Genomic DNA, 11882 nt, shown 5'->3' on the forward strand with positions numbered 1-11882 from the left:
CGGAGGGCCCCCGTTCACAAATCAGGCAGAAGCCGCGGCCGCAGGACGCGGTGCGGTCAGGATCGCTGGCCGTGCGGCGGTCGACAGAAGCGACCGGCCGGTCATTTCCTGGGGCTGCGGCACGCCCATCAGAGCCAGCAGGGTGGGTGCAACGTCGGCGAGCTTGCCATCGCTCAGCGAATGAACGCCGGCAGGGCCGTTGAACAGCAGAGCCGGCACGCGATTTAACGTGTGCTGGGTGTGCTTCTGGTGCGATTGCTCGTCGAACATCTGCTCGGCGTTGCCATGGTCGGCGGTGACGAACATCACGCCGCCTGCAGCCTTGATCGCCTCCATGAGGCGCCCGAGGCTCGTATCCACGGCCTCGACAGCCTTGGTCGCCGCTGCGAGATCGCCCGTATGGCCCACCATGTCGGTGTTGGCGTAGTTGACCACGATCAGGTCGAACTTGCCCGAGCCGATGGCCTCGACGAGCTTGTCGGTCACTTCCGGCGCGCTCATCTCGGGCTTGAGGTCGTAGGTCTTGACCTTGGGGGAGGGCACCAGGATGCGCTCCTCGCCGTCGAACACGCGCTCCTCGCCACCATTGAAGAAGAACGTGACGTGGGCGTACTTCTCGGTTTCGGCGATGCGAAGCTGTTTCAGTCCCGCGCGTGACACCGTTTCGCCCAGGCCCATCTTGATGATCTCAGGTGGGAACAGCGTCTTCAGGAAGGGGCTGAGGGCCGCCGAATACTCGACCATGCCGACCGCCGTCGCGAACTTCACCACGCGCGCACGGTTGAAGCCGTCGAAGCGGGGATCGAGCAATGCCGTCAGGATCTGGCGAGCACGGTCGGAGCGGTAATTGAACATCAGGAGGCCGTCGCCATCCTTCATGCCGCCATAGCCATCGATCACCGTCGGCAGCACGAACTCGTCGTCGAGCTTCGCAGCATAGGCCTGCTCGACGGCTGCCGTCGGCGTCGCAGCGCGTTGATCGGCCTTGGCGTCGACCATCGCATCGTAGGCGAGCGTCACGCGCTCCCAACGCTTGTCGCGATCCATCGGATAGAAGCGGCCCGCGACCGTGGCGAACTTGATCGGCAGGCCAGCCTTGAGACCAGCCTGGATCGGCTCCAGGCATTCCAGCGCGCTGCGCGGAGGCATGTCGCGGCCATCGAGGAAGGCGTGGATCCAGACTGGCACGCCCTGGCCGGCAATCAGGTTGGCGAGGAAGACGAGATGGTCCTGATGCGCGTGCACGCCACCCGGCGAGGCAAGCCCCATCAGGTGGAAGGCGCCGCCGTTCTTCTTCAGGGTCGCGATTGCGTCCGCCAGAATGGGATTCTTGGCCAGCGAGCCGTCCTCGATCGCATTGTCGATCCGCGGCAGATCGGGCACGGCGACCCGGCCCGCGCCTAGGTTCATGTGGCCGACCTCGGAGTTGCCCATCTGACCCTTGGGCAGGCCGACGAACGTTTCTGACGCATCGATCAGGCCCTGCGGACAGGTCGCGATCATGCGATCGAAGTTGGGAGTCTTGGCATCCAGGATGGCGTTGTAGGCGCGGTCCGGGCGGTAGCCCCAGCCGTCGAGGATGCAGAGCAGGGCGGGGCGCGGACGGGACACGACAGCCATTACGATGCCTTCCGGCCGTGCGGCTGGGCGCGCTCGACGGCGTTGAACTTGTTGGGGCAGGCGAGTTCGCGCGGATCGGTGTTGGGATTCTGGTCCGGCACTTCGATGGCGCAGAACACGAACTCGCCGCGCGGCTCGCCGTCGATCGTGATGTCGTAGGTGTAGGTGCCCGGTGGATCGCCCGGGATGATGCACCACGAGCGCTGTAGCACGCCGTCCTGCACTGTCTCGAACATACGAGTGGTGGCTTGCGTCTTGTCGGCGCTGACCTCGGTCTCCGGACCGGCGATCACCTGCTCGGCAGGCTGCGAGGTCGTCAGCACTTCCTTCAAAGAAACGACGCGATTGGGGCCGCCGAGATACATGCGCCAACCGAAGCAGGCGCGGTTGAACAGCAGTGGGATGGCGTTCGTCTCGTAATGGCGCTGCTTGCCGTCATCGCCGGTGATCGAGACATAGGGGATCGACCGCACGGGCTTGACGCCCGGCTTCTGGACCGGCGTCGACTGCGCCATCGCGGAAGTCGCAGCGGCGGCCACGAGCAGGGAAGCGGAGGCGGCCAAAAGCCACCGGGCGAATGCGTGCATGGGTTTCAATGTAGCCCCGGTTTTTCGTCAGAACAGAGGCAAAATCGACGCCCTTTCATTCCTGTTCAGGCGCGATGATAGGGGTGCCCGGCCAGCAGCTGCTGTGCCCGGTAGATCTGCTCCGCCAGCATGCCGCGGGCCAGCAAGTGGGGCCAAGTCATGGCGCCAAATGACAGAACGAGAGCGGATTTTTGCACGAGCTGTTCGGTGTGACCGTCGGCGCCGCCGATCAGGAAGGCAACGTCCGACACCGAACTGTCACGCCAGGCGCCCATCCGGGCGGCGAAGGCCTCACTGTCGAGCACCTTGCCGCGGCGATCCAGCGCCACCAGGGTCGCGCCTGCCGGCACCGCCTGTAGCAGCAATTCGCCCTCGCGCTGCATGAGCTGGGGCGGCGGCAGCTTGCGCTTCTCCTCGAGCTCGCGAAGCGTCAGCGGCCAGCGGATGCGGCCGGCATAGTGTTCGTAGAGATCGCGCTCCGGCCCACGTCCGGCGCGGCCGATGGCGGCGATCGTCAGTTTCACGAGGCTCGCTTGCGCCGGGCCGGCGGTTTGGCAGCACTGACCCGCTTGGCCGCCGCCTTCTTGACGGGCTTGGCTTTGACAGGTTTGGCCACAGCCTCGTTCTCCAGCGCCCACATCTTCTCCAGCGCGTAGAAGGCGCGGGGCTCGGGGCGGAAGATATGCACGACCACATCACCGGCATCGACGAGGACCCAGTCGCCGCCCTGCTTGCCTTCGACCGGCGTATAGCCGTGGCCGTTCTGCTTCAGTTTCTCGGCGAGATGGTCGGCAATGGCCACGACCTGGCGGTTCGAGCGGCCCGAGGCGATCACCATGTAGTCGGCGAAGGCGGACTTGCCCTTGAGATCGATGACGACGACGTCCTCGGCCTTGTCGTCCTCCAGCGAACGACGCACCAGCGTGAGCAGGGCATCGATAGCTTTGCGGCGGTCGGGGAGCTGACGGGTCCCCGGGGAGGAATTCTGGTCGGAAATGGTCTTTCCTTTCGTTCTCGTTCGTCGCGGCCGGACGGCGCGGATGGCTGTGGCCGAATGGCTATCTAGACGGCTCGGGATAAAGCACCAGGCCGGCGGCTCGCAAGAGGCGAGCTGGCGGGCATTCTCTGCGTCGACCCGGTAGCGGGCAAACGTGCGGGGCGCGGTCGCCGCCAGCGCTGCATATCCCCAACCGGGCCGGGCGAAGGCGGCGATGGGGATCGCAGCGAAAAGATCGCGCCAGCCTGCCCAATCGACGAGCTGGGGCAGGATGTCGGCGCCCATCAGCCAGACGAACCGGGCTCTGGGGTAAACCCGGCGCAGCGCCCGCACCGTATCGAGCGTGTAGCGCGTGCCCAGCAGCAGCTCGGGTGCGTCGACGCGAATCCGCGGATGGCCGGCGATCTGGCGGGCACGGGCGACGCGCGTTGGCAGGGGCTCCATGCCGTCGCCGCTCTTCAACGGGTTCTGCGGCGAGACCAGCCACCAGATCTCGTCGAGGCCCAGACGCTTCATCGCCTCGAGGCTGATGTGCCGATGGCCCGGATGTGCGGGGTTGAACGAACCGCCCAGGAGACCGATGCGCCGCGTCGTATCGCGCGGCACACCCGGCATCGGGTGCAGGCTCATGACGATGAACTCACGGGCGCGAACTCACGGACGAAGAGTGCCCTTGCCGCGCACGATGTTCTTGTAGGTCGTGAGCTCGACCAGGCCGACCGGTCCGCGGGCATGCATGCGGTTGGTCGAAATGCCGATCTCCGCCCCCAGCCCGAACTCGCCGCCGTCGGCGAACTGTGTGCTGGCGTTGTGCATGACGATGGCACTGTCGACTTCGCCCAGGAAGCGACGCGCCGTTGCCTCGTTGGCCGTGACGATCGATTCGGTGTGCTGGCTGCCGTAACGTGCGATGTGATCGATTGCACCGCCAACACCGTCGACAGTCGCGACGGAGATGATCGGTTCGAGATACTCGGTGCGCCAATCCTTGTCGGTGGCGGGAACGGCCTTGGGATCGCGCTTCTGCACTTCGGCGTCGCCACGGACTTCGCAGCCGAGCTCGTGCAGACGCGCCAGCACCGGCATCAGGTGCGTGTCGAGGGCGGCCTTGTCGACCAGCAGCGTCTCGGCGGCGCCGCAGACGCTGACCCGGCGCATCTTGGCGTTGGCCACGAGATCGCGCGCCATGGCGACATCGGCATCGCGGTCGACATAGACGTGGCAGATACCATCATAGTGGCGCAGCACCGGCACGCGGCTTTCCTGCGTCACGCGATCGATCAGCGAGCGTCCGCCGCGCGGCACGATCAGGTCGAGCCAGTCCATGGCCCGCAGCATCTCGCCGACGGCGGCGCGGTCCGTGGTCGGCACGAGCTGGACGCAATCCTCGGGCAGGCCGGCGCCCTTCAGCGCCTGGCGCAGCAGCTCGACGATGGCGCGCGAGGAATGGAAGCTGTCGGAGCCGCCGCGCAGGACGACGACGTTGCCCGACTTGATGCAAAGCGCGCCAGCGTCCGCCGTCACGTTGGGCCGCGCTTCGTAGATCACGCCGATGATGCCGATGGGCACGCGCACGCGGCTGATGACGAGCCCGTTCGGCCGCTGCCATTCCTCGATCGTGGCGCCGACGGGATCGGGCAGGGCAACGATATCGTCGAGGCCCTTGGCCATCCCCTCGATGCGCGCATCGTTCAGGAGCAGGCGATCCTGCAATGCGCTCGACATGCCGGCCGCCTTGGCCGCGTCGATGTCACGGGCATTGGCGGCCAGAATGGCGGCCTTCTCGCCGCGGATCAGTCGGGCAGCATCGGCCAGCGCTTTGTTCTTGGCGTCGGTCGGCGCATTGCGCAGTGCTGCCGCGGCCGTCTTCGCGCGGCGACCCAATTCGGCGACGATGCTTGCGGCATCTTCAGCGGGCGTGGTCTGAACGTTCATCGGCCGCTCCAGTATAGCTCCTGCTGCGCCTACTCGACCACGAGGTCGTCGCGATGGACCATCTCGTCGCGGCCGCGGAAACCCAGCAGCTTCTCGATCTCGACGCTCTTGCGGCCGGCGATGCGGCGCGCATCCTCGGCGGCATAGGCGACCAGCCCGCGTGCCAGCACGCGGCCGACGCAATCCTTCACATCGACCACGTCGCCACGCTTGAATTCGCCATCGATCGCCGTGACGCCGGCGGGCAGCAGGCTCTTGCCGGCCGACAGGGCGCGCACCGCGCCATCGTCGACGACCAGGCTGCCCGAGGTCTTGAGCGAGCCCTTGATCCACTTCTTGCGCGCCGACAGGGGCGAGCCTTCGGGCAGGAACCAGCTGCAGCGTGCGGTGCCGTCGATCAGCGCGCCCAGCGCGCCGACTTTGCGGCCGTCGGCGATTGCCATGCGGCAGCCTGCGGCCATCGCGATGCGGCCGGCCATCAGCTTGGTCACCATGCCGCCATTGGACAGGACCGAAGCGGCAGCGCCTGCCATCGATTCGATCTCCGGCGTGATCTCACGGATCTCGGGGATGAATTTCGCCGACGCGTCGCTGCGCGGGTCGCCGGTATAGAGACCGTCGATGTCGGAGAGCAGAACCAGCGTGTCGGCCGAGATCATTTCGGCGACCCTTGCGCCCAGGCGATCATTGTCGCCGAAGCGGATCTCGTCGGTGGCAACCGTGTCGTTCTCGTTGATCACCGGCACGGCGCCGAGGCCGAGCAGGGTCGCCATGGTCTGGCGCGCATTGAGATAACGGCGGCGCTCTTCGGAATCGTTCAGGGTGAGCAGGATCTGCGCTACGGTGATGCCATGCCGAGCCAGCGCTTCCTGGTAGGCCTGCGCCAGCTTGATCTGCCCTGTCGCTGCTGCAGCCTGGCTTTCCTCGAGGCGAAGCGGCACCGATGTGAGCTTGAGATGGGTGCGGCCCAGCCGAATCGCGCCGGATGAAACGAGCACGACTTCGCAGCCACCTTTGTGCAGGCGTGCCACGTCGTTGGTCAGCGCTTCGAGCCAGTCGCGCCGGACTTCGCCTTTTGCCTCGTCCACCAGGATCGAGGAACCGATCTTGACGACCAGCCGCCTCGCACTCTGAAGGGGGGCGCTGGTGCGGGAGCTCATGCCGCTTCCTTGCTCTTGGCGGTCTGCTTTTCGACGAGCTTCATCAGTTCGTGCAGCAGGGGCTGAACGCCCTGACCCGAGACGGCCGAGATGACATGCACGGTCTTGCGGCTGGCCTTGGCGAGCGCGGCGCGCTTGGCCTCGATATCCTCGGGCGTCATGGCGTCGGTCTTGTTGAGCGCCACCAGTTCCTTCTTGCGCGCGAGGTTGCCGCCGTAGGCGCGCAACTCGGCGCGCACGGTCTTGTAGGCATCGGCGACATCGTCCTGCGTGCCGTCGACGAGGTGGAGCAGCGCACGGCAGCGCTCGACATGGCCGAGGAAGCGCGTGCCAAGGCCGGCGCCTTCATGTGCGCCTTCGATCAGGCCCGGAATGTCGGCCATCACGAACTCGCGCTCGCCCACCCGCACCACGCCGAGGCCGGGATGCAGGGTCGTGAACGGATAGTCGGCGATTTTGGGCCGTGCGTTCGAGTTGGACGACAGGAACGTCGACTTGCCGGCGTTGGGAAGGCCGACCAGTCCGATGTCGGCGATCAGCTTCAGCCGCAGCCACAGGGCTTTCTCTTCGCCGGGCCATCCTTTGTCGGCGCGGCGCGGCGCACGGTTGGTCGAGGTCTTGTAGTGCAGGTTGCCGTAGCCACCGTCACCGCCCTTGGCGAGCACGACGCTCTGGCCGATCTCGGTGAAGTCGACGAGCAAGGTCTCGTTGTCCTCGGCGAAGACCTGCGTGCCGCGCGGCAGGCGCAACACAACATCCTTGCCCTTGCCGCCCGTGCGCTGGCTGCCCATGCCGTGATGGCCGGTCTCGGCCTTGAAGTGCTGGGCGTAACGATAGTCGATCAGCGTGTTCAGCCCATCGACGCACTCGGCGATCACATTGCCGCCGCGCCCGCCATCGCCACCGTCCGGTCCACCGAACTCGATGAACTTCTCGCGGCGAAAGCCCACGCATCCGGCGCCGCCGTTGCCGGAGCGAATGTAGATCTTGGCCTGGTCGAGAAATTTCATGAGATGGGGTCCACAAACGAAAAGGGGGAACGGCGACCCGCTCCCCCTTCGCAATCCGATTGGACGGGAACGGCTATTCGGCGGCCAGAGCCGGCGCCGGGAGCACGTTCACTTCGACCTTGCCACCCGAACGGGTGCGGAAGGACACGACGCCGTCGGCGGTGGCGAACAGCGTGTGGTCGCGACCGACGCCGACGTTCTCGCCGGGGTTCATCTTGGTGCCGCGCTGGCGAACCAGGATGTTGCCCGAGAGGACCTTCTGGCCGCCGAAGCGCTTCACGCCCAGGCGCTTGCCGTCGGAATCGCGGCCGTTACGCGAGGAGCCGCCTGCTTTTTTGTGTGCCATCGTACTACTCCGGTCGCTCTATCTAACTTAGGCGACGATCTGTTCGATCTTAACCACCGTCAGGTCCTGACGATGACCGTTCTTGCGCCGCGAGTTCTGGCGACGGCGCTTCTTGAAGATGATCACGTGCGGGCCGCGAGCCTGCTTGACGATCGAGCCTACGACCTTGGCGCCGGCCACGGTCGGCGCGCCGACCTTGTCGCCGACCATCAGCACGTCGGTGAACTCGACCTTGGCGCCGGCTTCGCCCTCGATCTTCTCGACCGTGAGCTGGTCGTCAGCGGCGACCGTGTATTGCTTTCCACCCGTGCGGATAACGGCGATCATGATGACACCCGACTTGAAGCTCCCAGTCCGGATCCGATTGCCCTACCACCCCTAGGGGATAGCGATGACTCGGCCCCAAAATCCTGGGAAGCACGAAAGAGCACGGCGGGCCTACAAGACCCGCCGGAGGAGGGCGGAATATACGCACGCGAGCCCCCGAGTCAACGCCGCAAAAGCCCCAAATTGAAGGCCCCTCGCTGATCTCCAGGCGTCAGTAGGTCGAGCCGGCATCCTTCGAGGTGGCCCCGCTGTGGCGGGCCTCACCGACCGCCCAGGCGAGGTCCCCCAGATAGTCCCCGACCATGCGCTCGTGGCTGGGGTTCAGATGCATATGGATGCCCGGTGGCTCGACCTGGCGACCGACCAGCCAGCCACGGGTACCCATCGCATCGGAAACAGCGCCGATATCCAGGGTCGGATCGGCCGAGCGGGTGACGAAGATCGAGAGTTCGCTGGGCTCCAGTACGGTCAGGCCCGGGATGCGGGCAATGCCGTCGATCAGGGATTTCTTGTTGTCCATGATCATGCGCGCGCAGCGCATGTAGCCCTCGTCGCCGAGATGCTGCAGCGTCGCCCAGGCTGCGGCAATCGCGCCGCCAGGCCGTGTGCCCTGCATGGTCCACGCGACATACGGCCCGCGCTCCCATTCGCGGAAGTCGAAGGTCTGATACTTTTCCTTCAGCTCCTTGGAGCGCAACAGCATCAACGAGGCGCCCTTGGCCGCCATGCCGTGCTTGTGCAGGTCGGCGGAGATACTGGTGACGCCCGGCACCGAGAAATCCCAGTCGGGCAGGGCATGGCCCAGCCGCTTGACGTAGGGCGACAGGAAGCCGCCGACGCAGGCGTCGACGTGCAGCCAGAGCCCCCTCGCTTGGGCCAGTGCATCGAGTTCGCGGATCGGATCGAAGACGCCGAAGGGATAGCAGGGCGCGGAGCCCACGAGGCCGATCGTATTGTCGTCGATCCGACCGGCCATGGCGCCGATATCGGCCTTGAAGTCGTTACGCGTGGTGGGCACGCGGCGGATTTCGACCCCCAACGCATGTCCGGCGCGGCTGAAAGCCGGGTGGGACGTGCGCGGCACGACGAAGTTCGGCTTGTCGATGCCTTTGGTCGCACGGGCCCAGTCGCGTGCCGTCTGGACGGCGAGGAAGATGCTCTCGGAGCCGCCGGACGTGAAGGTGCCGGCGGCATCCTCGGGCGCGTTCATCAGCGACAGGCCGAAATCGACGACGTCGTGTTCCAGTTTCGCAAGCGAGGGGAAGGCGCGCTTGCCGAGACTGTTCTCGGTCCAGAAGGCGGCGTAGGCGCGCTTCTGCACGTCAGACAGTTCGTCGTCGAGATAGTAGTAGTAAACGGCCATCCGGCCGTCCCGCCACGAATAGTCGTCTTTCTTGGCGTCGTTCAGCCGAGCCTCGATTTCCGGCCAGGCCAGCCCCTTTTCGGGCAATTTCATCGCATTCCTCCCCCACCTATCAGGGTGTTGCCCCGAAAGTGCCTGCCGCCTATAACCCGGCGCCCGGAGAGGTGCCAGAGTGGTCGATCGGGACGGTCTCGAAAACCGTTGTGCGTGCAAGCGTACCGTGGGTTCGAATCCCACCCTCTCCGCCACTATCCCGTCAGGCCCCTGAGCGACGCGCCGGGTTGCTGCTCGATTAATTCGAGATCAGGCCTGGCCAGTAGTGGCCGTCGGGTGTTGGCCGCTTGCCGAAGATGGCCTGGCCGACACGCACGACGTCGGCACCTTCCTCGATCGCTTCCTCGAAATCGCCCGACATGCCCATCGACAGCTGGGTGAGCGCGGCATTGCGCGCCACCGCCTCGTCGCGCAAGCGACGCAACAGGCGAAAACACGGCCGGACCTTGTCCATGTCGGTGCTGAACAGCGCCAGGGTCATCAATCCCTTGGGCTTCAGTCGCGGGAACTGGTCGAGCGCGTCGACGAAGGCAGGGAGTGCATCTGGAGACAGGCCGTACTTGCTCTCCTCGCCCGACGTATTGACCTGGACATAGACATCGAGAAAGCGGTCCTCCCGGTCGAGGCGCTTGTTGAGCAGGTCGGCCAGACGCAGGCTGTCGAGCGCGTGGAACTCGCGGGCGAAGCGGGTCAGGTACTTGACCTTGTTGGTCTGCAGGTGGCCAACGATGCTCCAGTCGATCGCCAGATCCGCGAGAGCCTCGCGCTTGCCCTGCGCTTCCTGGATCTTGTTTTCGCCGAACGACCGGATGTCGGCGGCAAAAGCGAAGCGCAGGATATGCGCCGGCACCGTCTTGGTGATTGGCAGCAGCCGCACCGACGCGCGATCCCGCCCGGCACGTTCGCAGGCACGGGCGATGCGCTCCTCGACCCTGGCGAGATTGGCCTTGAACGCGCCGAGCGGATCGGGGCCGAACCGCTCGATGTCTTCGACGGAAAGTTCGGGGGCTGGTTTCTGAACCATGACGAGCAGCCGACGTCCTCCTGACTTTGATCACGACTAATCTGAAACTGGATATTGAGAAACGTCCAGTTGACGAGATTCGATATGGTCCAGTTTGTGCCCGAGTGGGCTACCTCTTCATTGCATTGCCCTTGTGGCGATCGTCGTGGCAGGCTGTTGTTCGACTTTGCCGGGGGAGGAACTGCAATGCGCGGGATGATTGCGATGACTGTCGCTCTTCTCGGGTTCGCGCCTCCGCTGGCTGCTCAAAGCATCCAGTTCACGCTCACACCGTCGCCGAGAAATCACGCCGCCTGTTCGACCGGGAACAGCGCGTTTGCCAAGAAGTGGTCGGTCACCGAGGCGCGGACCACGGCCACGGTCTCCGGGACAGCCGCCGTCACGCTCCGAAAGGGATCCGACGGCGTCTTTGGCGGAACGGCCAAGGTCGGCAACAGCACGATGGTGTTCACCTTCGTCAACAACGGTCGGGAGCGCGTCCTCAAGGTGACGAGCAACGAGCTGGGCTGTGTGTGGCAGGGCACGAACCTCGATCCACGTCGTGCTTGAGCCATCTAGGCTGGCTCTCGCTGTCTAATTCGCAGTTCGGGTGAAAACGGGAAGCCCGTTTGTGGCAAGAATGACACACCTATGAGAATGCCGTGGCATAGGCGGCAACAATGCAACCAAACCATGGCGGGCCCCGTTTCCCTCTACGTCGTCTTTTTCAAAACCTGGGGAGATCCAGATGAAAAAGCTGCTCGCCGTAGGGTTACTTGCCCTGGCTCCAGTCACTGCAGAAGCGCAAATCAATGCCCAGCCGGGCATCTATATCGGGGCCGGTGGCGGTGCCGACTGGTTCATTGGGTCGAACGCGAACGCATCGACCTGGACAGGATGGGCCGTCGGCGGCAAGGCGGGTTACGATTTCGTCGGCCCGCGCGTCGAACTCGAGGTTGGTTACGGTCAGGTGCCGACCAGCGCCAACATCCCGGGCACTGCGATTAACGGCAAGGTCGGGCAGCTCAATGCCATGGTCAACCTGCTGTACGACTTCATGCCGACCTCGGTCATCACGCCGTACATCGGTGTCGGTGCGGGTATTGCCTTCATCGACAGCAACACCTCTCTGGGCAGTACGCAGTTTGCCTACCAGGCGATGCTGGGCGTTGCCTACAATGTCGACGAGTCCCTGCGCTTCATGATCGAGGGTCGCTACTTCGGCACGACGAACCCGAGCGTGGACACCCCGTTCGGCAATGTGACCTTCCAGAACCAGAACATCCTGGCGCTGGCGGGCGTTACCTACAAATTCGTTGCCCCTTCGCCGGCGCCCCCGGCGCCCCCGGCTCCGGCCGTTGCGCCGCCGTCGTACATGGTGTTCTTCGATTGGGACCGCTCGAACCTGTCGGCCCAGGCTCTGAACACGATCAAGCAGGCTGCCCAGGCGTTCAAGACCAAGGGCAACGCGCGCATCACG

Annotated in this window: 13 protein-coding genes and 1 tRNA gene; 3 read left to right on the forward strand and 11 right to left on the reverse strand. The window is 65.2% G+C overall.

The features are described 5' to 3' along the window. Positions 1-21: 21 nt before the first annotated feature. From gpmI to EPO50_RS25415, 10 genes are all read right to left on the reverse strand, one after another. The gene (gpmI, locus tag EPO50_RS25370) at positions 22-1611 is read right to left on the reverse strand and encodes a 2,3-bisphosphoglycerate-independent phosphoglycerate mutase (RefSeq protein ID WP_296348808.1); all 1590 of its coding nucleotides are present in this window, start codon (positions 1609-1611) and stop codon (positions 22-24) included. 8 nt (positions 1612-1619) lie between these two features. Then, positions 1620-2207 (reverse strand): hypothetical protein, encoded by a 588-nt coding sequence (locus tag EPO50_RS25375; protein WP_296348774.1) that lies wholly within the window; start codon positions 2205-2207, stop codon positions 1620-1622. 65 nt (positions 2208-2272) lie between these two features. Further along, a complete protein-coding gene (gene rlmH / locus EPO50_RS25380) occupies positions 2273-2731 on the reverse strand; it encodes a 23S rRNA (pseudouridine(1915)-N(3))-methyltransferase RlmH (protein WP_296348775.1) in 459 nt (152 codons plus the stop codon). Further along, positions 2728-3834, reverse strand: coding sequence for a nicotinate-nucleotide adenylyltransferase (locus tag EPO50_RS25385; RefSeq protein WP_296348777.1), 1107 nt, complete (start codon positions 3832-3834; stop codon positions 2728-2730). Before EPO50_RS25385 ends, rlmH begins: the two co-directional genes overlap by 4 nt. A 24-nt stretch (positions 3835-3858) precedes the next feature. Continuing rightward, positions 3859-5139, reverse strand: coding sequence for a glutamate-5-semialdehyde dehydrogenase (locus tag EPO50_RS25390; protein ID WP_296348779.1), 1281 nt, complete (start codon positions 5137-5139; stop codon positions 3859-3861). A gap of 29 nt (positions 5140-5168) precedes the next feature. After that, on the reverse strand, positions 5169-6299 hold the full coding sequence (gene proB / locus EPO50_RS25395; protein WP_296348781.1) for a glutamate 5-kinase: 1131 nt from the start codon (positions 6297-6299) through the stop codon (positions 5169-5171). Then, positions 6296-7309, reverse strand: a complete 1014-nt coding sequence (gene obgE / locus EPO50_RS25400; RefSeq protein WP_296348783.1) for a GTPase ObgE — start codon at positions 7307-7309, stop codon at positions 6296-6298. The genes proB and obgE overlap by 4 nt, the downstream gene beginning before the upstream one ends. 73 nt (positions 7310-7382) lie before the next feature. Continuing rightward, on the reverse strand, positions 7383-7655 hold the full coding sequence (rpmA, locus tag EPO50_RS25405) for a 50S ribosomal protein L27 (protein WP_296348786.1): 273 nt from the start codon (positions 7653-7655) through the stop codon (positions 7383-7385). A 27-nt stretch (positions 7656-7682) separates the two neighbouring features. Beyond that, positions 7683-7982, reverse strand: a complete 300-nt coding sequence (gene rplU, locus EPO50_RS25410) for a 50S ribosomal protein L21 (protein WP_020697939.1) — start codon at positions 7980-7982, stop codon at positions 7683-7685. Positions 7983-8193: 211 nt separating this feature from the next. Next, a complete protein-coding gene (locus EPO50_RS25415; RefSeq protein WP_296348789.1) occupies positions 8194-9438 on the reverse strand; it encodes an aspartate aminotransferase family protein in 1245 nt (414 codons plus the stop codon). Positions 9439-9503: 65 nt separating this feature from the next. Here EPO50_RS25415 and EPO50_RS25420 point away from each other — a divergent pair. Next, positions 9504-9593, forward strand: a tRNA-Ser gene (locus tag EPO50_RS25420). 44 nt (positions 9594-9637) lie between these two features. On the opposite strand, the gene EPO50_RS25425 is transcribed toward EPO50_RS25420, so the two are convergent. Beyond that, positions 9638-10423 (reverse strand): YggS family pyridoxal phosphate-dependent enzyme, encoded by a 786-nt coding sequence (locus EPO50_RS25425; protein WP_296348790.1) that lies wholly within the window; start codon positions 10421-10423, stop codon positions 9638-9640. Between the two features lie 204 nt (positions 10424-10627). On the opposite strand from EPO50_RS25425, the gene EPO50_RS25430 reads away from it, so the two are divergent. Further along, positions 10628-10972, forward strand: a complete 345-nt coding sequence (locus tag EPO50_RS25430) for a hypothetical protein (RefSeq protein ID WP_296348792.1) — start codon at positions 10628-10630, stop codon at positions 10970-10972. A 178-nt stretch (positions 10973-11150) separates the two neighbouring features. After that, on the forward strand, positions 11151-11882 hold a 732-nt coding region (locus EPO50_RS25435), incomplete at its 3' end, for a P44/Msp2 family outer membrane protein (RefSeq protein ID WP_296348794.1).

Origin of the sequence: Reyranella sp. (assembly GCF_004297405.1) — a bacterium.
In the GTDB taxonomy this organism is placed as follows: Bacteria; Pseudomonadota; Alphaproteobacteria; order Reyranellales; family Reyranellaceae; genus Reyranella.